Source organism: Amycolatopsis sp. NPDC051372 (assembly GCF_040682095.1).
Lineage (GTDB): Bacteria > Actinomycetota > Actinomycetes > Mycobacteriales > Pseudonocardiaceae > Amycolatopsis.
Window position 1 is genome coordinate 263862 of record NZ_JBFBAF010000006.1, and the last position, 25310, is coordinate 289171.

A 25310-nucleotide genomic window follows, 5' to 3' on the forward strand; every position below is an offset into this window, starting at 1 on the left:
TCACCGCCTCCGCGCGGCGAGCGACTCGGCCTGCCAGCCCGGGTCGTTACCGGCCCGCCAGTCGAGCGCGCCGTCGCCGCTCACCGGGGCGGGCAGCTCGCCCGGCGCACTGCCCAGGATGAACTCGCCGACCGACGACTCCTTCAGGTAGTCCAGCCCGAACGCGCGCGCCGCCGCGTCGGCGTCGCCGCTGCCGAGGCCGCAGCCGGCCAGGCCCATCGCGGTCGCCACCAGGTACATGGTCTGGTACAGCGCGCCGGCGTGCTTGAGCGTCACCGCGTACGCGATCGACTGGTACTTCCACGCTAGCCGCTGAAAGCGCGACGTCATGGTGACCAGCACGTCGGGCACGGCCTGGCCGCCGGTCGAGAGCGTCGCCACGCGAAGCAGCTCGTCGCGCGCTTTGGCCTCGGTGTTGATCAGCCGCAGCACGTGGTCGCCGGCGTCGTAGTGGTAGATGCCGGGCTCGAGCCCCTTGCACCGGCGGACGGTGACGTACAGCTCGAGCTCGTACCCCGCGCCACCGCAGGGGTACGGGCGGCTCGAACCCTCGTACGGCATCCGCGCCTCGGGCCGCGGGCCGTAGGTGCCGCGCACGCGCGCCGTGCGGTAGAGGAACTCGCCCAGCTGCTCGGCGGTGATGGGCTCCTCGCCGTAGGCGCGGATGGACTGGCGGGCCTCGATCGTCTCCTGCAGCCCCTGGTCAGCGGCGCGCACGGTGTCGAAGGACGGACGGAACAGCTCCGTACGCGGGCCTTCCGGCGCCGGCGCCACCGCGGGCAGCGGCTCGATCTCGCCGACGTAGGGGAACCGGCCGCCGAACGCCTCGTCGGTGCGCCCGATGCGGCTGCGGCTGTGGAAGTACAGGTCGTGCACGTCCCACTGGCGCAGCACGTCATCGGAGTCGACGGGGAACTCGCCTTCGGCACCGACGTCGAGGAAGCCGGCACCCGCCAGCGCGGCCAGCACCGGCCACCACTCGGTGTCCACTTCCGACGTTGGCCGCGCCACAGCGAGCGCGGCCACCGCGCCCGCCAGGCCCGCGTCGAGCAGCACCGCGCGGTACTTGCTCAGCGGCGACTCGATCACCAGCTCACCGCCGCGACGGCGCAGCAGGCTGAACTTGCCCAGCCGCAGCCACGCGCCGGCCAGCTCGGCCACCTCGGGCCGCAGCCCGGTCACGCCGGTGCGCTCCAGCACGGCCACACGCTCGCCACGCAGGCGGAAACCCGTGGCCAGGAAGGGTTCCACCTTCGTCAGCACGGTCGCGACCGGCGAGGCCGGGTGCTCCGCAGCCAGCTCTTCTTCGGTGTGCAGCCCGGCGCGGACCTGCTCCAGGGCCGCCAGCATCGGGGCGCCGACGCCGCGCAGGCGGTACCCCGCGCGGTCGGCCAGGCCGAGCAGGACCTGGTCGTCCTTGGTCAGCACGGCGACGTCGCGGCGGAAGGTGACGGTGTACTCGGCGGTGCGTTCGAGCGTGGTCATAGGAACATCGCAATCGGGTTGAGGTCGGCTTCGGACGGCGTTTCATCGATCCAGCCCAGTTCGCGCGGCACGTCGAAGAGCCGGCCGGGCGCGAAGCGGGGCCAGAAGTGCCGCATCCCCGGCACCAGCACGCGCACCACGGGCAGGCCGATGTCCACCCGCGTCTGGTCCAGCACCAGCATTTCCATCCCGCGCTCGGCCACGGAACGCTCGGCACGCAGCACGTCTTCGCGCACGTCGGCGCTTTCGTAACGCTCGAAGTCGGCCCGGGTGCGCAAGGCGCCTTCGGCCGGGAGCACGTACGGCTGGTTCTCCACCGTCGCGTTGCGCCACCAGTGCAGCTGGTCCGGGTCGTTGTAGGCGTAGGAACCCGAACCGTCGGCCTTCATCCCGATCACGGCCGGCAGGAACTGGTTCATCTCCGACAGCGCCCGCCCGATCGCGACCTCCACGTCGAAGTGCGCGCCGAGGGCGAACAGGATGTCCTGCGCGGGTTTGTCGCGGCGCACGGAAACCGCTGCCACGGACGGAATGCCCAGATCGTTGGTCAGGTCCAGCACCCAGGTGTCGCGCTGCAGCTCGTCGTAGCGCTGCTGCCACTGCGCGAAGTACGGCACGTCGAACGTCGACAGGTCGATCGCGGGCCGGCGCAGGCGGTGGTACCACCACATCGCCACGGTGTCGCGCTCCACCAGCTCCATGAAGCCCTGCAGGATCGCGTCCTCGAGGCTCGTGCCCGCCGCGCAGCCGTTGGAGTTCGCGCCGGCCTGAAACGGGGTTTTCGGGTTGTGGTAAGCGAAATACAGGCCTGAGGTCGGGAACAGCTTGGTGCGCTGCTCGGTCAGCGACCACACCGGCGACCACTCGATCTCGGCCTGCGGGTCGAGATCGTCGGCGACCCAGTGGAAGTGCGACGGGCGCGAGTTCCACGCCTTGCGGTCGCGGAACTGGTCGTCGCTGTAGAGGTGGAGGTCGTTGGGGTGGATGACCTCGGCCGGGTCCAGGTCGGCCAGCCGCGCGGTGCGGCGGGCCTCGTCTCCGTGGAACAGCCCCGAGTAGCGCTCGATCGCCTCGCCGACGGCCGACGCCTTGGCCTGTGCGTCGCTCATGCCCTTGCCCGCGCTGCAGCTGCGCAGGCCGGCACGCAGGTCGTTGGCGTTGGCCATGGGAATCGCGAAGTTCTGGCCCGCGGTGTAGGTGTGCAGGCCCTCGACCTCCAGCGGCACCTTCACAAGGTTGCTGATCGGGCCTGTGACGGGGCTGATCAGGTGCTCGTAGCGCGCCACGAACTGTTCCGGCGGACTCGAACGGTAACCACCGTCGCTGCTCGCCATGCGCGGACGCGGCTCGAGCCGCACCGGCGCCGCCATGCGGTCGGCCTGCAGGTCCGGCTCCCCGCACAGCGGGCACTGCGGCCGGCGCTGGAACGGGTGGTGCTCCTGCGTGAGGCTGACCGTGTCGAGCGTGATGACCTCCGACTGCCACGGCGTGCCGTACTGGGCGGCCACCCCGCCCGGCGGCTGCGGCATCGCGGCCCGGCCCGCGGCGAACGCGCCGGTGAGCCACTTGCCCACGTGCAGCGCGGCGAGGCGGTAGGCCAGCTCCTTCGTGACGCCGGTGCCGGTCACGGAGTTGACCAGCGCCGGGCTGTCGAGCACCCCGCGCTGGCGCAGGTAGCTGGCCAGCACGTTCTTGTTGGACAGCCGCACGCGCAGGCATTCGTAGCAGCCGGTCACGCCGGGCTCGAAGACCGGGCCGACCCAGATCATGCTGCCGACCGGCTTCACCGGCAGCCACGGCGTGCCGGCCGCGTGGAACTTCGTGCCCCACTCGGCGAGCTCGGGGCGCAGGTAGTCGTCGGTGAGGACGACGGTGAACCCGGCCGGCGCCTCGGGATCCGTCGTGACGCCGGTGCCGAGCGCCGCCAGCGCCGCGGTGAACCCGGCCGCGTCGACGTCGCCGGCGGTGAGCACCCGCACGTCCGCACCGGCCAGGCGGCGCACGGCGTCGTCACCGTCCACACCGGACGCTTCCCAGTAGCCGCCGACGCGCGGGTCGACCTCCGGGTCCACCTCCACGACGTACCCGCTGCGGCGCAAGCGGTCCAGCGCCACGTCGATGCGCGCCGGGTCGGCTTCCGCCAGCGCCTGCTTGATGCTTTCGCGGCTGTGCTGCCCGTCGACCAGCAGCGGAGCCAGCTGCTCGACGAGCGCGCCGGCCAGCCGGGTCTGCGTGGTGCGCTCGCTCGTGAGGTACACCGCGTCGCCGGGCACGGTCAGCACCCGCAGCGACCGGTTGAACCTCGTGATGCGATTGATGCTCTTGGTCATGGTTGTCCCCTCAGTCGAGCCGGCGGGCGCTGCCCACCAGCCGGGCGAAAGCCGTCGAATGGCCGGACAGCTCGGCAAAGGTGCCGAGGTCGGCGATGCGTCCGTGCTCCAGCACGGCGATCCGGTCGGCCGAGCGGATGGTGGAGAGCCGGTGGGCCACCACCACCCGGGTCAGCCGCAGGTCGTCGACCGCGCGCCGCACTCGCTCCTGCGCGGCGGCGTCGAGCGCGCTCGTGGCCTCGTCGAGCAGCAGCACGGCGGGCCGTTTGGCGAGGGCTCGGGCCAGCAGCAGGCGTTGCACCTGGCCGCCGGACAGGCCGCTCTCGCCATCGGTGACCTGTGTGTGCAGGCCCATCGGCAAGGCTTTTACGACCTCACCGAGCTGGGCCTGCTCGGCAGCGTGCTGCGCGAGGTCGAGATCCACCTCGGCCGCCGCGCCGCAGATGACCTCGGCGAGCGTGCCGCGCATGAGCGTCGCGTCCTGTGCGACGTAACCGATCCGCGTGCGCAGCTCGTCGACGTCGCAGGTGTTCACGTCCACGCCGTCGAGCAGCACGCTGCCGCGCTCGGTCCGGTCGAGGCCGAGCATGAGGCGCAGCAGGGTCGACTTGCCCGCGCCCGACGCGCCGATCAGGGCCACGAACTCCCCCGGCTCGATGCGCAGGGAGATGTCCGTGAGCAGGTCACAGGTCTGGCCGGGGTAGCGGAAGCTCACGTCGCACAGCTCCACCGCCCCCCGCGCGGCCGGCAGCGGGGTCGGGTGCGCCGGCGTTTCGGGCCGCGTGGTCAGCACCGGCGCGAGGCGGGCGTGCACCAGGCCGATGGCGAACAGGCCGACGAGCGCGCTCTGCAGCCGGGTGGCGGTGAGGTTGAGTGTCATCGCGACCATCACCACGGTCCACTGCCCGGTGAACCCCAGGCCCGACGCCATCGGCAGCAGCACCGCGAGCAGCGCCGGGTAGCAGGCCACGGCGAGCGCACTGGCGATTTCGGCGTACCTGAGCCCGGCGTCGTCGGACCGCTTCTGCGAGCGGAACGCCTTGCTCCAGCGACCGACCACATAGGACTGAGCGCCGAACGCGCGCACGTCGTCGATGCCGAGCATCGCCGGGTACACGGCCGCCTGCACGTCGTCGACGGCCGACAGAACCTCGGTGTCGTGCCGCTGCTGGCGCACGGAAAGCCACAGCATCGCCCCGAGCACGAGCCCGAAAATCCCGACCGCCGCGACGGCCAGCCACGGGTCCAGCAGCGCCAGCAACGCGATCGCCACCAGCGCGAACACCGCGTGCAACGCCGCCGTGAGGCCGCCGCTGCCGAGCAGTCCGCGCAGCTGGCCGACCCCGCCGGAGAAGCCCATGAGGCGACGCAGCGGATAGTCGCGGAAGAACGTCGCGGGCAGGCTCAACAGGCGTTGCCAGATCGCCGACTCGAGGCGGTCCTGCGCCCCGTCGGTCAAGGTCAGCAGCCCGCGTTCCACGACCGCCGTGGTCAGCAGCTGCAACGCGAGCAGCCCGACCAACGCGCCGGCCAGGTACGGCACGGCGGCGCGGTTGTTCGCGGCGATCGCGATCGCCAGCACCATCCCGGCCAGCGGCACGACGAACCCGAACACGGTCGCCAGCAACCCGAGCACGGCACTCACCACGAGCCGGGCCCGTTGGCCGCGCATCGCGAAGGACAGGAGGTGGCGACCGGTGCTGCCTTCGTGGGGCAGGACGGCGGTGGCCTTGCGAGGCAAGGCGGGCTCCGGCTCAACCTTCTTCTGGACGGCGGTGGCCGGCGAAGGAACGGCAGCATTGTCGTCGATACCCTGCGGCCCGGCCGCTTCGGGCTTGATCCGGCCGGCGACGGCGTGGCGCAGGGACGCCGCCGTCGCGCCCGTTTCCTCGAACCACGAGCGGCTTTTCTCAGTGGGCAAGGTGGTGGTCATCCGGCCACCTCCGCGATGTCGCGGTAGCCGCGGGAGTGGGCGAGCAGGTCATCGTGGGTGCCGTAGACGCGCACGGCGCCGTGGTCGAGCAGCACGACCGTGTCGTCGCCGCGGACTTCGGAGAGGCGGTGGGCCACGACGACCGTGGTGGTGCCGCGGGCGCGCAAAGCGGCGTCGATGCGGGCGGCCAAAGCGGTTTCGACCGCGCTGGTCGCCTCGTCGAGCACGAGGACGCGCGGGTTGCGGGCGAGCGCACGGGCCAAGGCGAGCCGCTGGCGTTCGCCACCGGAAAAGTTGCGGGCCTGCTGGCTGACCTGCGCCGCGTCGATGCCGCCGCGCAGCTCGATCATCTCGGTGAGCTGGGCGTCGTCGAGGGCGGCGGCGATGGCGTCGTCCGGCAGCGCGGTGCCGAGTTCCAGGTTCTCGCGCACGGTGCCCTCGAAGAACGCCGGGCGCTGCGGCACGTACCCGACCAGGAACGGCCGCACCGACGGCGGCAGGTCCGCGCTGCGCCGCCCGTCGACCAGAGCCACGCCCGACCACGGCCGCACGAGCCCGGCCAGCAGCTTCGCCAGCGTCGACTTGCCGCAGCCGCTCGGGCCGACCAGCGTCATCCGGCCGCCCGGCGGCACGTCGAGGTCGAGTGAAACCAGCAGCGGCTCGGCGTTGGTGTCGTAGCCGTAACGCAGTCCGCGCACGGTGACCCGGCCCGGGCCGACGGCGACGGGTTCGTCCACATCGGACGGATCGGTCTCGGCGCCGGCCACGTCGTCGTACGCGGCGAAGCTGCTGCGCAGGCCGCCGATCCGGTGCAGTCCCGTGACGAGCCCACCCGCGTGCAGCTGCCACACCGCGGCCAGCACGGCCACGGTGATCACCTCGCCGGGCGCGACCAGCGCGGTCAGCGCGAGACAGGCGGCGTACCCCAGCGCGTGCAGCGCTGTGACGGCCAGCCCGATCCCGTGCTCGCCCAGCGCCGCCCGCCGTTGCGCGGCCAGCACCTTGCGCTGCGCCGAAGACCAGCGCCCGAACGCCTGGCGCCCGCTGCCCTCGGCCTTCACCGTGTCGATGGCCGACAGCACGTTGAGCGAAAGCCCGTCGCGCGCCGACTGTTCGACCATCAACGCCGACTGCCGCTCGGTCCCGGCCCGCCGCCCGAACCGCACGACCAACGCGGTGAGCAGCGTGCTCCCGGCCAGCAGCGCCGCGGCCGGCGGGGCGAGCACGGCCAGCACCGCGAGCAGCCCGACGACGGCGGCCAGGCTCACCGCGACCGGCAGTACCACCGTGGTCAGCTGCTGCGCGATCGTGTCGGCGATCTGCACCCGCGCCGCGACGCCGCCCGTGAAGCGACGGTGGAAGTAGCTGCCGGGCAACCGAAGCAGGTGCCCGACCAGTTCGGTCGAGCGCTTCACCGAGGTGCGCAGCAACGCGGCCGAAACCAGCCGCTGCTGCGCCCAGCCCGCGAGCGCGACACCCACGGCCACCGCGGCCAGCCACCACGTCGCCCGGGGCCCGGCCGTCGCCGTGACCAGCGATCGCGCCAGCAGCGCGGCCACCACGGTCAGCCCGGCCGTGACCACCCCGGCCACCACGGCGCCGAGAACCACCGGCAGCCCGGCGCCGAGCCAACGCAGCGCGCGCGGCAGCACCCGCTGCGGCGCGCCACTCGGCTCGAACCCGGCCCCCGGCCGGAAACCCAGGTACAGCCCCGAAAACCGCTCGCGGAACTCGTCGATCGACAGCGTGTGCCGCCCGGCCGCGGGGTCGTGCAGCCGCACCTTGCCACCGCGGCCGACGCGTCCCAGCACCGCGAAGTGCCGGTTGTCCACGAAGACCACGCCGGGCGCGGCCAGCCCGCGCAGCGTGGCGACGTCGGCCTCCCCGCCGGACAGCCGCACGCGCTTGGCGCTCACCGTCAGCCCGAACTGCTGGCCGCGCCGGGCGAGCGTCGCGGCGCTGATGCCGTCGCGGCCACCGCCGCAGGCCTGCGAAAGGACCGGCCACGACAGGTATTTGCCGAACCCGGCGAGCAGGATGCCGAGGCAGGCCGCGCCACAGTCGGACTCTTCGACCTGGCGGAACTCGGCTCCGGCGCGCGACCGGTAGCGCGTGCTCACCGGGCACCGCTTTCCGCCAGCGCGGGCGCGAAGGTCACCGGCAGCACGCGCGGCGTCGGAAAAGCCAGCGACGCGCGCCACGGCAGCTCGGCCAGCGGACGGCTCGGGGTCGGCAGCCGGTCGTGCACCGCGGTCAGCAGCGACTGCGCGGACATCGCGGCGAGCGCGCTGCCGAGGCAGTAGTAACTGCCGTGGCCGAAGGCGACGTTGCCGGTCATCGGCCGGTCCCAGCGGAACTCGAGCGGCGCGTCGAACTTGCGCGGGTCGAGGTTCGCCGCGGCGAAGGCGAGGATCACGGTGTCGCCAGCCTTGAAGTTCAGCTTGCCGACGGACAGGTCGTGCGCGACCTGGCGCGAGCCGAACGCGACCGGCGTGCGCAGTCGGATGGCTTCGGCGAACACGCGGTCTCCGCACTGCGGGTCGGCGGCCAGGGCCGCGGCGACGTCGGGCTTCTCGGAGAGAACGACGAGCGTGTTGGCCAGCGCGGCCGTGACGGTGTCGAGCCCGGTCATGAACAGCAGCAGCACCATGTCCACGGCTTCGTCGGCGGTGAGCTTGCCCGCCCCCTGCGACTGGGCTAGGTGCCCGATCAGGTCTTCGGCCGGCTCGGCGCGGCGCCGGGCCAGCAGCCCGGCGACGTAGTCGCGCAGCTCGGCGAACTCGGCGGCGGTGATCGGGGTCCCCGCCTCGGGGTGCGACTCGGTGAGGAAACCGGCGGCGAGCTGGCTCATCATCCCGGTGGCCCGCGCCGTGACTAAGTCGCGGTCGGCGGTCGGCACGCCCAGCAGCACCGCGGTCACGGCGGCCGGCAGCGGCGTCGCCAGCTCGGAGACGAACTCCGCCTCGCCGCGACGCAGGGGTTCGGCCAGCAGATCGGCCACCACGTCGTCGATGCGGTCGCGCAGCCCGGCCAGCCGGCGGCCGGAAAACGCCCCGGTGAGCACACCGCGTAGCCGCGTGTGCTCCTCGGCGGCCCGCACCGACATGGTGCTGCCGAAGAAGCGAACAAACTGTGGGTTATCTCGGTGGACCACGTCGGTGAAGACGGGGGCCGCCATGGGGAAGCCGGGGTGGGTGCACAGGCGGGTCACCAGCTCGTAGCCGGAAATGACCCACATTCCGTCGAAGCGCACCACCGGCGTCTGTTCCACCAGCTCGGCGAAGAAATCCGGAGCCTGCATTCCGAACGACTCCAGGCGGGCGAAGTGCCGCCACAACCGCTGGACGATTTCCGACATCCCCCAGTCCTTTCCCAAGCACGTGTTTTCCCGCACCGCGTGGTCGCCGCCATTTCATGAATCATTTTTCGACGGCGACCACGCGGTGTGGGTGGAATAGCTGACCTAGCTCACCTGGAATCTGGTGGCTCAGGTGGCACAGCCGTACGTGCCGAAGCACACCGGGCAGCCGATGCTGCCCGCCGTTCCGAAGCAGTTGCTGGCACCGGCCTCGGTGAGCTCCTCGATCACGAGCTCCTCGACCTGCGGGGCCTGCGTGGTAACGTTCTCCATGACAACCTCCCTTCAGAGGTTCGTTTCGCCGCGGATGTCCTGGGGGATTGTCAGCTCGAGCTCGCGGTGCCGACCGTGCCCGCCGAGCTCGGGCACCCCGCGGTGCCCACGCTGCCGAGGCAGAAGCTGCCGGCCTGCGCGTCGGAGAGCTGCTCGATGGTGAGCTCGGTCGTGGCCGGCTCGAAGATTTCCTCGTTCATTTCTTTTCCTCCCTGCTCAGTTCAGTGCGTCAGTGCGAGCTGACGGTGCCGTAGCTGCCGGCGCTCGACGGGCAGCCGAACGTGCCGGCCGACCCGACGCACCAGCCGGCGCCGGTGGCGTCGGACAGCTCTTCGACGGTCAGTTCCTCGGTGAAGTCCTGCGTTTCCTGCGTCTCCATGACCGTTTTCCTCTCAGGACCAGCTGAAGGCGGTGCCGATGCACGCCGGGCAGGTGGTGGAGCTGATGGTGCCGCCGGTGTTGGTGGTACCGGCGCCGGCGACCTCGCCGAGCTCCTCCACCGTGATGTCCTCGGCGAACGCCTGCTCGACCTGGTTGTCGAACTCGTTCATCTCGGGTCTCCTCAGGTTTGTGGATCAGTTGTGTGGGACTGCTCAGCCGAAGCTGGACGCCGTGCCGGCGCTGGACGGGCAGCCCGCGCTGCCGATGCAGAAGGCGGTGCCGGCCGCGGTGGTTTCCACCAGCTCCTCGACCTGCAGCTCCTCCACCGCGTCCACGGCGGTCGTGTTTTCCTGCATTCCCTTCACCTCCCTTCGAAGGTGCAGAAAGCGAATGGAATTCACGCCTTGGGTTTGCAGGTGACAGTGCCCTGATTCCAGCCGTTGAAGCTGTACCGGTACAGGTATTCTCCGCCGTCGCCACCGACGTAATCCCATTTCGCCAGCTCGAAGCCGACGTACGCGAACTGCGTGCCGGGCACGCATCTCGGGGGCGCCGGGACGCTGGCCTCAGCAGCGGAAATACCGGATAAAACGGACACAACTACGATAGCGGCAACCATGACAGTTCTCATCACGCAAGCCCCCCCAGGCTTTTGATTCCCCAGTTTCGTGCTATTCGCGTTGAGCGATTCGCACAGGGGGAACGCTAAACCCAACCCGGTATGCAAGTGGAGGGTAAATCACACATGTCACCCGTCTGGAGTAGTTAGCTGACAGCTATCTTAGGTTTCTCCTAGGGTTCCCTTAAGGTAGATCAACTATGGGTGCCGGAGTGACTACTCCTCGGCTACAGCGAGTACGGCCCGGGCGGCGAGGACGAGAGCCCGCCACCCGTCCGTGAGAGCGGCCGGCTCCGGAGCGAAGTCAGGTGAGTGGTTGGTGCCGCGCGTGCCGACGCCGAGCGTCCAGTAGCACAGCGGCACGGTCCTGCCGTCCGGCAGAGCGGCCAGGTGGCCGAAGTCTTCGGCCGCGGCCACGGGCGGCGTCCAGCCGACGCGGTCCGCCCCCAGCCCTGACAGGTGCGCCGCCCGCACGGCCAGCACGAGCTGCCGGTCGTTGGTGGTCGCCGGCGCCGAGCGCACCGTCACGACCTCGGGCTCCACGGGCGCGCCGGACGCGGCGGCCTCGGCTCGGCACACGCGCCCGATCGCGGCCAGCGCCCGGGCCAGCGCCCCATCGCTCGCCGCGCGCACGCTCACCCCGAGCTCCACGCGGTCCGGGATCACGTTCGCCGCGTCGCCCGCGTGCACCGAGCCGACGGTGACCACGACAGGATCGGCCGGGTTCGTCTCCCGCGCGACCACCGACTGCAGGCGCACCACGAGGTGCGCGGCCAGCACGACAGGGTCCACGGCGAGGTGCGGCACGGCCGCGTGCCCGCCCCGGCCGTGGACGGTGATCGCCAGCTCGGCGCACGGCGCGGTGATCTGCCCCGGCGAATGGCCCACCCGGCCGACCGGTCCGGGCACCGCGTGCTGGGCCAGCAACGCGTCGGGCGCACCGAACACGTCGTGCACCCCGTCGGCCACCATCGCGAGCGCGCCTTCCAGCGTCTCCTCGGCCGGCTGCCCGAGCACCACGACCCGGCCGCGCCACTCCGCGCGCGTCGCCACGAGCTCGCGAGCGGCGCCGACCACGGCGGTCAGATGCAGGTCGTGGCCGCAGGCGTGCATGGCGGGACCGTCAGCCGCGTACGGCAATCCCGTGCGCTCGGCGAGCGGCAACGCGTCCAGCTCGGTTCGCACCGCTACCGTCGGTCCGTCGCCGTTTTCGAACGCCGCGACCACACCGTTTCCGCCGATTCCGCTACGCACGGTGAACCCCAGCGCGGTCAGCTCGCGAGCGAGTACGTCCGCCGTCCGCTTCTCCGCGCCGGCCAGTTCGGGGTTCGCGTGGAGGTCCTGGTACAGCTTCAGCAGGTCGGTCACAGCCATCCTGCCTCCTCGGCGACGCGGTACGCGGCCACGCGGTTGTCCACCTGCAGCTTGGTCAGCGCGCTCGACAGGTAGTTACGCACCGTGCCCTCGGCCAGCGACAGCCGCGCGCCGATTTCGGCGGGTCGCAGCCCCGCGCCGGACAGCCGCAGCACGTCCAGCTCCCGCTCGGTCAACGGCGTCTCCCCGACGGCCAGCGCGTCGGCGGCGATCTCCGGGTCCACGTGTCGACCGCCTGTGCAGACCTTGCGCACGGCGGTGATCAGGTCGTCGGGCGAGATGTTCTTGGTGACGAATCCACGCACGCCGGCCCGCATCGCGCGGTGCAGATAGCCGGGTTTGCCGTAGCTGGTGACCACGAGCAGCCCGCAGTCCAGCCCCTCGGCGCGCACGGCCTCGGCCACCTCGAGCCCGGACATCCGCGGCATGTCGATGTCCACCATGGCGCCGTCTGGGCGCTCGCGGCGGATGGCCTCCAGCGCGTCGGCGCCGTTGTCCACAGCTTCCACGACGTCGATGTCCTCGGCGAGGCTGAACACCGTGCGCAGCGATTCGCGCAGCAGGGCGTGGTCCTCGGCCAGCACGATCCGCAAGGTCATGAGCTCTTCCTCGGCAGGTCAAGGGGCACGCGGGCGGTGAGCACGAAATCGCCGTCGACCTCGCGGTGCTCCAGCGTGCCGCGCACGGCGGCCAGCCGCTCGGCCAGGCCGGTGAGGCCGTGGCCGGCCCGGGTGCCGCCGGCGTGCGGACGGTCGTTGCGGATCCGCACGAGCACGCACGAGGGGTCCCGCACGAACTCGACGCGGCAGTTCTCGGCGGCGCTGTGCCGCAGGATGTTGGTGCCGCCTTCGCGGATGGCCGAGCCGATCGCCTCCGCGACGGGTCCGGGCAGTCCCTCGGGCACCGGATCGGCGACCACGCGGACACCGGCGAGGCTGAGGATCGACGACGTGCCGCGCAGCTCCTCGGCCAGGCTCGGTTGGCGGTAGCCGGCGATCACCTTGCGCAGCTCGGTCACGGACCCGCCGGCCAGCTCCGCGATCTGCACCAGCTGCGCACGGGCGGCTTCGTGGTCGGTGTCCATCAGCCGCACGCCCAGCTCGGCCTTCAGGCGCACCACCGACAGGCCACGGCCGAGCACGTCGTGCAGGTCACGGGCGAAGCGCAGCCGCTCCTCGACCACGGCCATACGGGCCAGCTCGTCACGGTTGGCGTGGACCTCGGCCGCGTAGGTCACGAGCAGCCCCATTCCCGCCAGCACCACGATCGTCACCAGCGACCGCAGCAGCACCTCGGCCACCGCGTAGGCCGGCACCTGCATCAACAGAGCAAGCGCCGCCGTGACGACGAGTACGACCAGCGGGAAGATCCAGCGCTTGAGCCCCGTGAGGCTGATCGCGGAGACACCGGCGACCAGCGAAGGCAGCGCCAGCCACGCCGGCCCGAAGGCCAGCAGCAGCGCGAACGCCAGGCTCGTGGCGATCGCCACGTCCACCAGGTGCTCGCCGCGGGCGGCTGAGCGGCGCACGACCGCCCAGACGATGCGCCCGGTGCCGGCCAGCACACCCGCGCCGGCCAGCACCGCGAAGAGCACGTCGAGCACCGGGGGGTGGGTGCTCAGCCACAGAAAAAACGCCTCGACGGTGAACGCGGCGGTGGTCCCGAGGATCAGCAGCGCGACGACGCGGCCCAGTGTCCCGGGGTTCCACCGGTCCACGTCTCCTCCTGCTCAGCCCGACCGCTTCGGGTCCCACTTGAAGAAGCGCTTGCCCAGGCCGAGGGAAACGCCGATCCAGGCACACAGTAGTCCCAGGGGCATAACGCACACCCTGAACGACTCCAGGAATCCGACCTGGTGCGGCAGCTGCGCCGTCGCCGGATTCGACGCGAAGTCGCGGCCGAGATACGCGGTGCGCAGGATTTCCACGACCGAACTCGACGGCAGGTACTGCACCGGCACCTGAAGGAAGTGCGGCATTTCGGACAGCGGGAAAACGATCCCGGACGCGAACATCATGAGGAACAGGAATGGCGTCACGATCCACGTGGACACCTCACTCGTGGGCAGCAGACCCGACACCCCGATCGCCAGCAACGCGAACGTGAACGCCCCCAGCACCACGCCGACCAGCAGCAACAGCGGGTTGGCCGGCGCGGGCGCACCCAGGTACGTCAGCCCGAAAACGAGCAGGACGACCACTTGCGCGATGCTCGTGACCGATCCGCTCATCGCTTCGCCGGTCATGATGGCGGTGTCCGGCAATGGCGTGCCGCGAAGGCGTTTGTAAATCAGTTTTCCGCGTCGGCTGGTCGCCGAGTTCACCACGTTGTAGACGATCCAGACGAGGACGAATCCCATCATCCCGGGCAGCAGGTAGACCCCGCCGTCGACGCCGGCGATGGCGCCCTTGCCGTGCTGGCTCGCCGGCAATCCGATGCCGAGCCCGAGCGGAATGAGCACACCGGTGAGCGCGAATCCGAGATCGCGCCAGTGCACCTTCTGCGACAACAGGAATTGCGACCAGGTGTAGCGCCAGAAGCCAAGTGAACGACGAGGTCCGGCGGACGCGGGGGCGATGGCGGTCATCAGCGCTCCTTCGCGGTGGTGGCGAGGGCGGCCTCGTCGGCCACCTTGAGGAAAACGTCTTCGAGCGAGTTGCGCCGGACCTCGAGGTCCGAGATCCGCGCCCCGGCGCGGCCGGCCCAGTCGAGCAGCCGGTGCAGGTCCGCCTGTGGATCTGTGCTGCTCAGCTCGTAGTGGCGCCCGTCCTCCGACACCCCGGCCAGCTCGACCGGCACCGCCACCTCACTGACGAACGTGACCGTCGACCCGTGGTCCGCGCCGATCACCTCGTCCACGGACCCGTGCCGCATGATCCGCCCGCGGTCCATGATCGCCACGCGGTTCGCGAGGTACTGCGCCTCTTCCATGTAGTGCGTGGTCAGCAGGATCGCCATGCCGCCCGCGACCATGTTCTCCAGCACGTGCCACGTCCGCCGCCGCGCCTGCGGGTCCAGCCCTGTCGTCGGCTCGTCCAGGAACAACAACTCCGGCCGCCCCAGCACCGCCAACGCCAGATCCAGCCGCCGCCTCTCCCCACCCGACAGCTTCCCGACCCGCGTACCCGCGACCTTCCCCAGATCCACCAACTCGACGGCCTCGTCGACCGTCATCGCATCCGCCGTGAACCTCCGCCACGCCCGAATGGATTCGACCACCGTCAGATCGTCGAAGAACCCGGCCTCCTGCAACATGATCCCCACCCGCGGCGCCACCTCCTCGCGCTCACTGGCCGGATCCACCCCGAACACCCGCACACTGCCGGCCGATGGTCGCCGATACCCCTCCAGCACATCCATCGTCGACGTCTTGCCCGCACCGTTCGTCCCCAGCAACCCGAAGACCTCACCGGCCCGCACCGTGAAACTCAACCCGTGAACCGCGACAAAGGACCCGTACTCGACCCTCAGCCCATCCACCTCGACAACCGCTTCCCTACCCATGCCCCCACCGTGGCCGCCCCCGCGCCCAGCCCCCCAGACCCATACCTCACCAAGCCAGCGTGAATCCCCCACGCCCAACCCATGACAAACCTCATAACCGCAGCTCAGCACTATGGGTCTGGACCACGCTGGGTCGCTCACCAACCGCACCGTGGCGGTTCGGGTGGCTCCCATGCAGGAAGCGCCACCAGTGGCACCGTGGGGGGTCCGGGGGGCTCGGCCCCCCGGGAGACATGACGACCGACAAACGGGAGAAGCCCCCAGTCGCGCTAGCGGCTGAGGGCTTCGACCAAAGTGGGCGAGGAGGGAGTTGAACCCTCACGTCCTTTCGGACACACGGACCTGAACCGTGCGCGTCTGCCATTCCGCCACTCGCCCGAGTTGCTTCTCTCTGACAGCCAGCAAAGCGTAGCAGGGGGTTTTCACAGGTTTCAGCGGGGGTCGTGTCGAGGCTTCCTCTCCCGGATAGGATCGGTGCGGAAGCACACGTGCGAGGAGGTCACCCCAGGTGGGTCGGGTAGAGCGCTTCGACAGGCGTCTCGAGAACCTCGTGGGGAACACCTTCGCGCGCATGTTCGGTGGCAACGTCGTCACACAGGAAGTGGCGGTGGCGCTCGAGCGGGAAGGCGAGGAAAACGTTCGTGAGCTGGCAGGAGGTCGGCAGCTCGCCCCGAATCACTACATCGTGTCCTTGGGGCAGGCTGACCACGATCGGATGGCCGGTGACGAGCAGCGGGTCACTGCGGTTCTCGCACGAGCTGTGGGCGAACACCTCGCCGAGCACGGCTGGGAGACCTATGGTGACGTCGTCGTATCACTCGAGCGCAACGAGGCGCTGCATACTGGACAGTTCAAGACCCGTTCGTCCGTCGATCCCGACGCCCACGCGAGTGGACCCGGTGGCTCGTCACGGTCGGCACGACCCAGCAACGCAGGAGACCCAGCAATGAGCCAGCCCCCCGGATACGGCCAATACGACCAGGGTGACCCGTACGGCCAGCAGGGCCAGTACGGCTACGGACAGCAGGGTGGCCAGCAGCCCGGGTACGACCAGGGCTATGGCCAGCAGGGCGGTTACGAGCAGCAGGGTTACGGCCAGCAGCCCGGCTACGACCAGTACGGCCAGCCCCAGCAGGGCGGCGGTGCCGCTCAGCCCGGCTACGACCAGGGTGGCCAGCAGCCCGGGTACGACCAGGGCTACCAGCAGGGTGGTTACGACCAGGGTTACGGCCAGCCCCAGCAGGGCGGCTACGACCAGTACGGCCAGCCGCAGCAGGGTGGCGGCTACGGCCAGCAGGGCGGTTACGACCAGGGCTACGGCCAGCCCCAGCAGGGCGGCTACGACCAGTACGGCCAGCCCCAGCAGGGCGGCGGCTACGGCCAGGCGCCGGCGGCGGACCCGTACGGTCAGCAGCAGCCCGGTTACGGCCAGGCCCCGGCCGACCCGTACGCCCAGCAGCAGCCCGGCTACGGCCAGCCCGCTCCCGCGGCCGGCCGCGCGCTCGCGGCGAGCCTGCAGCTGGACGACGGCTCGAACCGGACGTACTCGCTGAAGCAGGGCGGGAACGTCGTGGGCCGCGGCCAGGACGCCGACTTCCGCCTGCCCGACACGGGGGTGTCGCGCCGGCACCTGGAGATCACCTGGGACGGCCAGAGCGCCACGCTCGCCGACATCGGGTCCACCAACGGCACGACCGTGAACGGGACTCCGGTGCAGACGTGGCAGCTGGCCGACGGGGACGTCATCCGGGTGGGTCACTCTTCGTTGGTGTTCCGAACCCAGGGCTGACCAGAGGCCGGTGACGGGGTTCCCGCAGAATTGTCGTGCGGGGGGATCCGCGGTGCGCGCGCGCCGCGGCTTGCAGGCAGAGTCGGGAGCGGACACAACAAGTGCCAGAGCTGGTCGTTCAACTCACCAGAGTGGGCTTTCTCGTGCTGCTCTGGCTCTTCGTGTTCGCCGCCCTGCGGGTCGTCCGTTCTGATCTCTACGCCGCGTCCGGCCTGCGGGTGCAGGTGCCCTCGTTCCGGCGGAACAAGGAGAAGAAGCCGCGGGGCAGCAAGGCCCCGCAGCAGCTCCTGGTGACCCATGGGGCGCTGGCGGGTACCCGCATCGCGCTCGACGGCCGGCCGATCCTGATCGGCCGCGCCGACGACTCGACGCTGGTGCTCGACGACGACTACGCGTCGACCCGCCACGCCCGTATCGCCCTGCGCGGGGAGGACTGGTACGTGGAAGATCTGGGCTCGACGAACGGGACCTACCTCGACCGGGCTAAGGTCACTGCACCCCTCCGGGTCCCGCTCGGAGTCCCCATCCGGATCGGCAAGACGGTGATCGAGCTTCGCCCATGACTCTCGTCCTCCGCTACGCGGCCCGCAGCGACCGGGGCCTGGTTCGTTCGAACAACCAGGACTCTGTGTACGCCGGCCCTCGCCTCCTCGCGCTCGCCGACGGTATGGGCGGCCACGCGGCCGGTGAGGTGGCCAGCAAGGTCGTCATCGCCTCACTCGCCCCGCTCGACGACGACGAGCCGGGCGACGACCTGCTCGGTCAGCTCCGCGAGGCCGTGACCAACGGCAACGCGGCCATCGCCGAGCTCGTCTCCCAGGATCCCGATCTCGACGGCATGGGCACCACGCTCACCGCCGTGCTCTTCGCGGGCAACCGCCTGGGGCTCGTGCACGTCGGCGACTCCCGCGCGTACCTGTTGCGCGGCGGCCAGTTCGCGCAGATCACCCGCGACGACAGCTTCGTCAACGAGCTGCTCGAGCAGGGCCGCATCACGGCCGAGGAGGCCGCGGTGCACCCGCAGCGTTCGCTGCTGCTCAAGGCGCTCACCGGGCACGAGGTCGAGCCGAGCCTCACCGTGCGCGAAGCGCGTCCCGGTGACCGGTACCTCATCTGTTCCGACGGCCTGTCCGGCATGGTCTCCGACGAGACGATGTCCGAGGCCATCCGCATCCCGGACCCGCAGGACTGCGCGGACCGGATGATCGAGCTCGCCCTCAAGGGCGGCGGCACGGACAACGTCACCGTGATCATTGCCGACGTGGTCGACGTCGACTTCGGTGACGACGCCCCGATCGTGGGCGGCGCCGCCGGCGACGGCAGCGACGAGCAGCACCAGGGCGACTCGCCGGCCGCGCGGGCCCGGGCGCTCACGCAGCCGCCCCCTCAGCCGCGGCCCGAGCCGCAGGCGTTCGAGGAGGACCCGAAGGCCAAGCGCCGCAAGCGGTTCCGCTGGCTCGTCGGCGCCGTCGTGGTGCTGATCGTGCTGGCCGCGGCCGCGATCGCGACCCGCTACTTCGTGCTCAGCCAGTACTACGTGGGCGAGGGTCCCGACCAGGAGGTCGTGATCTACCGCGGGGTGCCGGGCAGCATCCTCGGCATCCAGTTGCACTCCTTCGAGCAGGGCTCGTGCCCGCCGGGGACGCTGTGCACCGACAAGCTGCGCGTGCCGGCCCTGCAGGAGGACGCGCGCATCGCCGTGCAGAACGGTGTGAAGCGCGAGAGCCTCGACGACGCCCGCACGTACATCGACGACTTCCTGCGCCTGCGCAAGCAGCTGTCCGACTGCCCGCCGGCCACCCCCGGGACCACTTCCGGCGTGCCGACGGCTCCCGGCGGTCCGCCGGCGTCGTCGAGCAGCGCTGTTCCGCCGCCTTCGAGCGGCGCGTCTTCGTCGGCGAATCAGCCTGCGGGGAGGGACTGCTCGGCGTCGAGTACGGCGCCGACAGGAGGCGGTAACTGATGGGTCAGCCCCTGGCCGACCCGTTGTCGGCCCAGTTCGCGACCAATCCGCCCCGGGAGCTGCCCAAGCGCCGGGGCACCGAGCTGTTGCTGCTGGCGTTCGCCGCGTTCATCGTCACCCTCGCGCTCGTGCTCGTGGAGGCCAACCAGGAGCAGGAGCTCACGCTCTCGATCCTGTGGCTCGGCCTCGCCTACCTCGGTGTCCTGACGGCAGCGCACCTCGCCGTGCGCCGCTGGGCGCCGTACGCCGACCCGGTGCTGCTGCCGTGCGTCGCGCTGCTGAACGGCATCGGGCTGGTGATGATCCACCGGCTCGACCTGGCCGAAGCCGAGCAAGCCGCGCAGAGGGGCAGCGAGTACAGCCCCGAAGTGACCAAGCAGGTGCTGTTCACGGTCATCTCGCTGGCGCTGTTCGTGGTCGTGCTGGTCGTGGTCAACGACCACCGCACCCTCACGCGCTACGGCTACACGTTCGGTCTGATCGGCATCGCCGCGCTGGCGCTGCCCGCGGTGCTGCCGTCGAGCCTGTCCGAGGTCAACGGCGCGAAGGTCTGGCTCAAGCTGCCGTTCTTCTCGATCCAGCCCGGTGAGTTCGCGAAGATCCTGCTGATGATCTTCTTCGCGTCGTTCCTGGTGTCCAAACGCGACTTGTTCATGGTGGCGGGCAAGAAGGTCCTCGGCGTGGAGCTGCCGCGCGCTCGCGACCTGGGCCCGATCCTCATCGCGGCCGCGGCGAGCATCGGCATCCTGGTGTTCGAGAAGGACCTCGGCACGTCGCTGCTGTACTTCAGCATCATCCTGGTGATGCTCTACGTCGCGACCGAGCGCGTGATCTGGGTCGTCGTCGGGCTCACGTTCTTCATCGGCGGCTGCATCATCGCCTACAACCTCTTCACGCACGTGCAGCAGCGCGTGGAGAACTGGCTCAACCCGCTCGGCCCGCGCTACGACGAACTCGGTGGCTCCTACCAGCTCGCGCAGGGCCTGTTCGGCCTCGGCACGGGCGGGGTCGGCGGCACCGGCCTCGGCGCGGGCCGGCCGGACATCGTGCCCGCGGCGAGCACCGACTTCATCACCGCGTCGATCGGCGAGGAGCTGGGCTTCATCGGCCTGGCCGCCGTGCTGATGCTGTACCTGCTGATCGCGATGCGTGGCATGCGCAGCGCGCTGGCCGTGCGCGACACGTTCGGCAAGCTGCTCGGCGGTGGGCTCGCTTTCACGATGGTGATGCAGATCTTCGTGGTCGTCGGCGGCGTCACGGCGCTGATCCCGGAAACCGGTATCACGGCGCCGTTCCTGTCCCAGGGTGGTTCGTCGCTGCTCGCGAACTACATCCTCGTCGCCCTGCTGCTGCGCATCTCCGACGCCGCGCGCAAGCCGGCGAAGCGCGCGAAACCGCAGCAGCCCCAGGCCCCGATCGCCGAGGCGCACACCGTGCTGGTGCAGCGCCCGCCGGCCGGCGGCAGCCCCAACGGTGACGGGAGGACCGCGTGAACACTCCCCTGCGCAAGGTCGGCATGGCGATGCTCGTGATGATCGTCCTGCTGCTCGCGAACGACACCTACATCCAGGTCGTGAAGGCCGACGACTACCGCACGGACTCGCGCAACCAGCGCGTGCTCTACGACGAGTACTCGCGCCAGCGCGGGCAGATCGTCACGCCCGACGGCGTGGTGCTGGCCGGCGTGAAGGCCTCCAGCGACAAGTTCAAGTTCACGCGCACCTACACCGACGGCCCGATGTACGCGCCCGTCACCGGGTTCTACTCGATCAACTACGGCGCCGGCGGCCTCGAGCGCGCCGAGGACGACGTGCTCAACGGCTCCGACCCGCGGCTGTTCGTGCGCCGCCTCTCGGACATGGTCACCGGGCGCGACCCGCGCGGCGGCAACGTGAAGCTCACGATCGACCCGAAGGTGCAGAAGGCCGCGTACGACCTGATGACCCAGCACGGCTACACCGGCGCCGTGGTGGCGATGGAGCCGAAGACGGGCCGCATCCTCGCGATGGTGTCCACGCCGTCGTACGACCCGAACACGCTGGCGTCGCACGGCAAGGACCAGAACACCGCCTGGGCCAATTACTCCAAGGACCCGAAGAACCCGATGCTGAACCGGGCGATCTCGGAGACCTATCCACCGGGTTCCACGTTCAAGCTGGTCACCGCGTCGGCCGCGCTCGAGGCCGGCATCGGCCCCGACACCGTGATCAACACCGCGCCGAACGTGAAGCTGCCGGGCACCAACACCACGCTCGAGAACTACGCCGGTGAGACCTGTCCCGGCAACACGTTCAAGGACGCGCTGGCGCACTCGTGCAACGTGCCGTTCGCGACGTTCGCGGGCCAGCTCGGCGCCGACAAGATGAAGGCGACGGCCGCCAACTTCGGCATCGGCCAGACCGACCTCACCGTGCCGATGAAGGTGGCGCCGTCCACCGTCGGCGCGCTCGACTCGCAGGGCGCGCTTTACCAGAGCGGGATCGGCCAGCGCGACGTGCGGCTCACGCCGCTGCAGGACTGCCTGCTCGCCGCGACCGTCGCCAACGGCGGCATGGCCATGAAGCCGGAGCTCGTGCAGTCGATCCTGGCGCCGGACCTCTCGACGATCGAGGACACCGACCCGGAGCAGCTCACCGGCACGCCGGCGCTCTCGCCGGCGAACGACCAGATCCTCACGCAGATGATGATCGCGTCGGAGGGCTTCACCGCGGGCAAGGGCAAGAATCCCGCGCTGAAGATCGCTTCGAAGACCGGCACCGCGGAGCACGGCACCGACTCGAAGAACACCCCGCCGCACGCGTGGTACACCGCGTTCGCGCCCTCGGACAACCCGCAGATCGCCGTGTCGGTCATCGTCGAGAACGGTGGCAACCGCGGGCTCGCCGCGACCGGTGGCTCCGTCGCCGCCGAGATCGGCCGCGCCGCCATCGCCGCGCGTCTCGGGGGTGGATAGCCGATGCTGTCCTCGGGTCAGCTGCTGGCCGAGCGCTACAAGCTGACGACCCGAATCGCCGTCGGCGGGATGGGCGAGGTCTGGCAGGCGAGCGACACCCGGCTCGACCGGGTCGTCGCGGTGAAGGTGCTGAAGGCCGAGCTCTCCGGCGATGCCGAGTTCCTGCACCGGTTCCGGACCGAGGCGCGGATGACGGCGTCGCTCAACCACGCCGGGATCGCGGCGGTGCACGATTACGGCGAGACGTTCGCCGGAACCGAGGGCGGTAAAGAGGAAGACGCGCTGCCCATCGCGTATCTGGTCATGGAGTTCGTGGAGGGCGACCCGCTCGCGGGCATCCTCGCCAAGCACGGGCGCCTCTCGGCCGACTACACCCTCGACCTACTGGAGCAGGCGGGCACCGCGCTGCAGGCCGCGCACGAGCAGGGCCTGGTGCACCGCGACGTGAAGCCGGGCAACATCCTCGTGACGCCGGCCGGCCAGGTGAAGATCACCGACTTCGGCGTGGCCAAGGCCGCGCACGCCGCCCCGGTGACGCGGTCCGGCATGGTCATGGGCACGGCCCACTACATCGCTCCCGAGCAGGCGCTGGGCCACGACGCCGAGCCGGCCAGCGACGTGTACTCGCTCGCCGTGTGCGGCTACGAATGCCTCTCGGGCCACCGGCCGTTCCTCTCGGAGAACGCGGTGAGCGTCGCCATGATGCACATCCGCGACCTGCCACCGCCGCTGCCGCCCGACGTGCCCCCGGGTGCGCGCGCGGTCATCGAGGCCACGCTGGTCAAGGACCCCCGGCAGCGCTACGCGAGTGGCGGCGAGTTCGCCGCCGCGGTCGCGGCCGTCCGCGCCGGGCACCCCCTGCCGACGCCGCTCGGCCTGGTCAACGCCGCCTACGCGGCGGGCCAGGTCCCGCCGTCGCCGCCCCCCGGGATGCCGCAGGCCGGCGAGCTCCCCCACGTGCCCATCGGTCCTGGTTCCAACCCCGGGTTCCCGCCGCTGTCGCCGGGTTCGGTGCACCCCGTGCATCCGCCCGTGCCGCGGCGGAAGAGCCAGTGGGGCTGGTGGGTGCTGCTCGCGGTGATCGTGGTCGCCGTGATCGTGGCAGCGGCGTTCGTCATAGCCAAAGTGGTGGGCCCCGGCAACGGACAGACACCGAGAAGCGTGGACACAGGCAGACCGGCGCCGGTCGAGCCAACCGGCCGACCCACAGGACCGACCGCAGGCGGACCCACCGAACCGGGTGCGAGCGAGAAGCAGGGCCTGCAAGGCATCATGACCACACCTTGGACGGAATGGAACGGCACACAGAGATGAGCACACCCAGACTGCTCTCCAATCGGTACGAGCTGGGCGAGACGCTCGGCTACGGAGGCATGTCCGAGGTCCATCACGGACTCGACGTGCGTCTCGGCCGGGAAGTCGCGATCAAGGTCCTGCGTGCTGACCTCGCCCGCGACCCCCAGTTCCAGGAACGCTTCCGCCGCGAGGCGCAGAACGCGGCCGCCCTCAACCACCCCGCGATCGTGGCGGTCTACGACACCGGTGAGGCCAACACCGATTTCGGGAACCTGCCGTACATCGTCATGGAGTACGTCGAGGGCCGGACGCTTCGCGACATCGTCAAGACCGAGGGCCCGATGTCGCAGAAGCGGGCCATGGAGGTCATGGCCGACGTCTGCGCGGCGCTGGACTTCTCCCACCGCCACGGCATCGTGCACCGCGACGTGAAACCCGCCAACGTGATGATCACGAAGAACGGCGCCGTCAAGGTGATGGACTTCGGCATCGCCCGCGCGATGCACGACGGCCAGTCGGCGATGACGCAGACGGCCGCCGTGATCGGCACCGCGCAGTACCTCTCGCCGGAGCAGGCGCGCGGTGAAGCCGTCGACGCGCGTTCCGACGTGTACGCGGCCGGCTGCGTGCTCTACGAGCTCATCACCGGCGAGCCCCCGTTCACGGGTGACTCGCCGGTGGCCGTGGCGTACCAGCACGTGCGGGAGGACCCGAACCCGCCGTCGTCGGTGAACCCGGCGGTGACGCCGGAGCTCGACGCCGTGGTGCTCAAGGCGCTGGCGAAGGGCCCGGCCAACCGGTACCAGTCGGCCGCCGAGATGCGCTCGGACCTCGTGCGCACGCTCTCGGGCCAGCGCCCGTCCGCTCCGATGGTGATGTCGGAGGACGAGCGAACCCAGGTGATGAACCAGGACCGCCGGCAGCCCCAGCGCTACGAGGAGTACGCCGAGGAGCCGGACGAGGACCCGAAGGCCAAGCGCCGCAACCGCACGATCTTGGCGGTCGTCGCCGCGCTGATCGTGGCCGGCGTGATCCTGCTGATCATGTGGCTCAACGGCTCGTTCCGCTCCGAGGCCACCACCGCGACGATCCCGAACCTGGTGGGCCACCAGGCGTCTCTCGCGAAGACGGAGCTGCAGACGGCGGGCTTCTCGTCGTTCGCGCCAAACAAGAACGTGGTGTGCGGCGCGTCGGACCCCAGCACCAACCCCAAGGGCCTCACCTGCAGTGACGACCAGGTCGACAAGGTCATCTCGATCGACCCGGACGTCGGCCAGAACGTGGCCACGACCACGCAGATCCAGCTGTACGTGGGTGCCAGGCCCAACCAGACCACCGTGCCGGACCTGACCGGCAAGACCCAGGACCAGGCCGGCCCGCTTCTGGGTCAGGCTCACCTGCAGCTGGGCAACGTCTCGAACAAGACGGTCGACAACCCGGACGACGTCGGCAAGATCATCTCGCAGGACCCGACCCCGAACTCGACGGCGCCCCAGGGCACGAAGGTGAACATCACCGTCGGCGGCGATCTGCAGCTCAAGCAGGTGCCGGACACGACCGGCACCGACTTCACCGCCGCGAAGCAGAAGCTCGAGGGCCTCGGCTTCCAAGTGAAGCGCAACGACGTGGACTCGAATGAGCCGAAGAACCAGGTCGTGACCCAGCAGCCGAACGGCGGCTCGGTCGCGCCGGGGTCGACGATCACGCTGTCGGTTTCCAGGGGCCCGCAGAGCTTCACGATGCCGGACCTGACGGGACAGACCGAGGACCAGGCGACGACGACGCTGCAGCAGATGGGCTGGTCGGGCAAGATCACCGTCCAGTCAGTGCACTTCGGCGCCGGCCAGCCGGGCACGGTCCTCCGGACCAACCCGGACGCCGGCCAGACGATCTCGCCGACGCAGAACGTCACGCTGACGATCCTGGAGCAGGATGACGGTGGTACGCCGTCGACGTCGGGCAGCCCCGGCGGCGGTGGTATCGGCATCCATCCGCCCGGAAATCCTTGATCACCGGCTGAAACGCGACAGGGCCCGCACGGTTTTCCGTGCG

23 protein-coding genes and 1 tRNA gene are annotated in these 25310 nt (G+C 70.5%); 7 read left to right on the plus strand and 17 right to left on the minus strand.

Features of this window, described 5'->3' with window-relative positions; all coding sequences use genetic code 11:
• The 17 genes from AB0M56_RS12085 to AB0M56_RS12165 all read right to left on the minus strand — a co-directional run bounded on the left by AB0M56_RS12085 (position 1) and on the right by AB0M56_RS12165 (position 15635).
• Positions 1-1485, minus strand: coding sequence for a SagB family peptide dehydrogenase (locus AB0M56_RS12085; protein WP_364174069.1), 1485 nt, complete (start codon positions 1483-1485; stop codon positions 1-3).
• Entirely contained in the window at positions 1482-3815 is a 2334-nt protein-coding gene (locus tag AB0M56_RS12090) for a TOMM precursor leader peptide-binding protein (protein ID WP_364174072.1), read from the minus strand. Before AB0M56_RS12090 ends, AB0M56_RS12085 begins: the two co-directional genes overlap by 4 nt.
• A gap of 10 nt (positions 3816-3825) precedes the next feature.
• Positions 3826-5748, minus strand: coding sequence for an ATP-binding cassette domain-containing protein (locus AB0M56_RS12095; protein WP_364174075.1), 1923 nt, complete (start codon positions 5746-5748; stop codon positions 3826-3828).
• Positions 5745-7868, minus strand: coding sequence for an ATP-binding cassette domain-containing protein (locus AB0M56_RS12100; RefSeq protein WP_364174078.1), 2124 nt, complete (start codon positions 7866-7868; stop codon positions 5745-5747). The genes AB0M56_RS12095 and AB0M56_RS12100 overlap by 4 nt, the downstream gene beginning before the upstream one ends.
• Positions 7865-9106: a cytochrome P450 gene (locus AB0M56_RS12105; protein ID WP_364174081.1), complete on the minus strand. Its 1242-nt coding sequence runs from the start codon at positions 9104-9106 to the stop codon at positions 7865-7867. The genes AB0M56_RS12100 and AB0M56_RS12105 overlap by 4 nt, the downstream gene beginning before the upstream one ends.
• A 129-nt stretch (positions 9107-9235) precedes the next feature.
• On the minus strand, positions 9236-9379 hold the full coding sequence (locus AB0M56_RS12110) for a hypothetical protein (protein WP_158688140.1): 144 nt from the start codon (positions 9377-9379) through the stop codon (positions 9236-9238).
• 50 nt (positions 9380-9429) lie between these two features.
• Complete coding sequence (locus AB0M56_RS12115) at positions 9430-9579, minus strand: thiocillin family RiPP (RefSeq protein ID WP_220245459.1); 150 nt, start codon at positions 9577-9579, stop codon at positions 9430-9432.
• A 29-nt stretch (positions 9580-9608) separates the two neighbouring features.
• Positions 9609-9758 carry a thiocillin family RiPP gene (locus tag AB0M56_RS12120; protein ID WP_220245458.1) on the minus strand — a complete coding sequence of 50 codons (150 nt, stop codon included), beginning with the start codon at positions 9756-9758 and terminating at the stop codon, positions 9609-9611.
• A gap of 13 nt (positions 9759-9771) precedes the next feature.
• Positions 9772-9930, minus strand: coding sequence for a RiPP peptide (locus AB0M56_RS12125; RefSeq protein WP_285971290.1), 159 nt, complete (start codon positions 9928-9930; stop codon positions 9772-9774).
• A gap of 42 nt (positions 9931-9972) precedes the next feature.
• Positions 9973-10116, minus strand: coding sequence for a thiocillin family RiPP (locus AB0M56_RS12130; protein WP_220245456.1), 144 nt, complete (start codon positions 10114-10116; stop codon positions 9973-9975).
• 41 nt (positions 10117-10157) lie between these two features.
• Complete coding sequence (locus AB0M56_RS12135) at positions 10158-10298, minus strand: hypothetical protein (protein WP_364174085.1); 141 nt, start codon at positions 10296-10298, stop codon at positions 10158-10160.
• A gap of 297 nt (positions 10299-10595) precedes the next feature.
• On the minus strand, positions 10596-11753 hold the full coding sequence (locus tag AB0M56_RS12140; protein WP_364174088.1) for an amidohydrolase: 1158 nt from the start codon (positions 11751-11753) through the stop codon (positions 10596-10598).
• Positions 11744-12352, minus strand: a complete 609-nt coding sequence (locus AB0M56_RS12145; protein ID WP_360584499.1) for a response regulator transcription factor — start codon at positions 12350-12352, stop codon at positions 11744-11746. The genes AB0M56_RS12140 and AB0M56_RS12145 overlap by 10 nt, the downstream gene beginning before the upstream one ends.
• Positions 12349-13470 carry a histidine kinase gene (locus tag AB0M56_RS12150; RefSeq protein ID WP_364174091.1) on the minus strand — a complete coding sequence of 374 codons (1122 nt, stop codon included), beginning with the start codon at positions 13468-13470 and terminating at the stop codon, positions 12349-12351. Before AB0M56_RS12150 ends, AB0M56_RS12145 begins: the two co-directional genes overlap by 4 nt.
• A gap of 12 nt (positions 13471-13482) precedes the next feature.
• Positions 13483-14340: an ABC transporter permease gene (locus tag AB0M56_RS12155; RefSeq protein WP_364174094.1), complete on the minus strand. Its 858-nt coding sequence runs from the start codon at positions 14338-14340 to the stop codon at positions 13483-13485.
• Complete coding sequence (locus tag AB0M56_RS12160; protein WP_364174097.1) at positions 14340-15257, minus strand: ABC transporter ATP-binding protein; 918 nt, start codon at positions 15255-15257, stop codon at positions 14340-14342. Before AB0M56_RS12160 ends, AB0M56_RS12155 begins: the two co-directional genes overlap by 1 nt.
• 295 nt (positions 15258-15552) lie before the next feature.
• Positions 15553-15635: transfer RNA gene (locus AB0M56_RS12165), tRNA-Leu, on the minus strand.
• Between the two features lie 130 nt (positions 15636-15765).
• Here AB0M56_RS12165 and AB0M56_RS12170 point away from each other — a divergent pair.
• The 7 genes from AB0M56_RS12170 (at position 15766) to pknB (ending at position 25267) form a co-directional block, all read left to right on the plus strand.
• Complete coding sequence (locus tag AB0M56_RS12170) at positions 15766-17046, plus strand: DUF3662 and FHA domain-containing protein (protein WP_364174100.1); 1281 nt, start codon at positions 15766-15768, stop codon at positions 17044-17046.
• Between the two features lie 101 nt (positions 17047-17147).
• Complete coding sequence (locus tag AB0M56_RS12175; RefSeq protein ID WP_037718919.1) at positions 17148-17609, plus strand: FHA domain-containing protein; 462 nt, start codon at positions 17148-17150, stop codon at positions 17607-17609.
• Positions 17606-19009, plus strand: a complete 1404-nt coding sequence (locus AB0M56_RS12180) for a PP2C family serine/threonine-protein phosphatase (protein WP_364174103.1) — start codon at positions 17606-17608, stop codon at positions 19007-19009. The genes AB0M56_RS12175 and AB0M56_RS12180 overlap by 4 nt, the downstream gene beginning before the upstream one ends.
• Positions 19009-20502 (plus strand): FtsW/RodA/SpoVE family cell cycle protein, encoded by a 1494-nt coding sequence (locus AB0M56_RS12185; RefSeq protein ID WP_364174106.1) that lies wholly within the window; start codon positions 19009-19011, stop codon positions 20500-20502. Before AB0M56_RS12180 ends, AB0M56_RS12185 begins: the two co-directional genes overlap by 1 nt.
• On the plus strand, positions 20499-21962 hold the full coding sequence (locus AB0M56_RS12190) for a penicillin-binding transpeptidase domain-containing protein (RefSeq protein ID WP_364174108.1): 1464 nt from the start codon (positions 20499-20501) through the stop codon (positions 21960-21962). Before AB0M56_RS12185 ends, AB0M56_RS12190 begins: the two co-directional genes overlap by 4 nt.
• A 3-nt stretch (positions 21963-21965) precedes the next feature.
• Positions 21966-23276, plus strand: coding sequence for a serine/threonine-protein kinase (locus AB0M56_RS12195; RefSeq protein ID WP_364174111.1), 1311 nt, complete (start codon positions 21966-21968; stop codon positions 23274-23276).
• Complete coding sequence (gene pknB / locus AB0M56_RS12200) at positions 23273-25267, plus strand: Stk1 family PASTA domain-containing Ser/Thr kinase (protein WP_364174114.1); 1995 nt, start codon at positions 23273-23275, stop codon at positions 25265-25267. Before AB0M56_RS12195 ends, pknB begins: the two co-directional genes overlap by 4 nt.
• The last annotated feature ends 43 nt before the right edge of the window (positions 25268-25310 follow it).

Bases quoted from the DNA above. Each gene is read 5' to 3' on its own strand.
- AB0M56_RS12130 (WP_220245456.1), bottom strand. From the start codon at position 10,116: ATGCAGGAAAACACGACCGCCGTGGACGCGGTGGAGGAGCTGCAGGTC.
- AB0M56_RS12090 (WP_364174072.1), bottom strand. From the start codon at position 3,815: ATGACCAAGAGCATCAATCGCATCACGAGGTTCAACCGGTCGCTGCGG.
- AB0M56_RS12185 (WP_364174106.1), top strand. From the start codon at position 19,009: ATGGGTCAGCCCCTGGCCGACCCGTTGTCGGCCCAGTTCGCGACCAAT.
- AB0M56_RS12085 (WP_364174069.1), bottom strand. From the start codon at position 1,485: ATGACCACGCTCGAACGCACCGCCGAGTACACCGTCACCTTCCGCCGC.
- AB0M56_RS12140 (WP_364174088.1), bottom strand. From the start codon at position 11,753: ATGGCTGTGACCGACCTGCTGAAGCTGTACCAGGACCTCCACGCGAAC.
- AB0M56_RS12180 (WP_364174103.1), top strand. From the start codon at position 17,606: ATGACTCTCGTCCTCCGCTACGCGGCCCGCAGCGACCGGGGCCTGGTT.
- AB0M56_RS12155 (WP_364174094.1), bottom strand. From the start codon at position 14,340: ATGACCGCCATCGCCCCCGCGTCCGCCGGACCTCGTCGTTCACTTGGC.
- AB0M56_RS12145 (WP_360584499.1), bottom strand. From the start codon at position 12,352: ATGACCTTGCGGATCGTGCTGGCCGAGGACCACGCCCTGCTGCGCGAA.
- AB0M56_RS12195 (WP_364174111.1), top strand. From the start codon at position 21,966: ATGCTGTCCTCGGGTCAGCTGCTGGCCGAGCGCTACAAGCTGACGACC.
- pknB (WP_364174114.1), top strand. From the start codon at position 23,273: ATGAGCACACCCAGACTGCTCTCCAATCGGTACGAGCTGGGCGAGACG.
- AB0M56_RS12110 (WP_158688140.1), bottom strand. From the start codon at position 9,379: ATGGAGAACGTTACCACGCAGGCCCCGCAGGTCGAGGAGCTCGTGATC.
- AB0M56_RS12120 (WP_220245458.1), bottom strand. From the start codon at position 9,758: ATGGAGACGCAGGAAACGCAGGACTTCACCGAGGAACTGACCGTCGAA.
- AB0M56_RS12125 (WP_285971290.1), bottom strand. From the start codon at position 9,930: ATGAACGAGTTCGACAACCAGGTCGAGCAGGCGTTCGCCGAGGACATC.
- AB0M56_RS12115 (WP_220245459.1), bottom strand. From the start codon at position 9,579: ATGAACGAGGAAATCTTCGAGCCGGCCACGACCGAGCTCACCATCGAG.
- AB0M56_RS12105 (WP_364174081.1), bottom strand. From the start codon at position 9,106: ATGTCGGAAATCGTCCAGCGGTTGTGGCGGCACTTCGCCCGCCTGGAG.
- AB0M56_RS12160 (WP_364174097.1), bottom strand. From the start codon at position 15,257: ATGGGTAGGGAAGCGGTTGTCGAGGTGGATGGGCTGAGGGTCGAGTAC.
- AB0M56_RS12095 (WP_364174075.1), bottom strand. From the start codon at position 5,748: ATGACCACCACCTTGCCCACTGAGAAAAGCCGCTCGTGGTTCGAGGAA.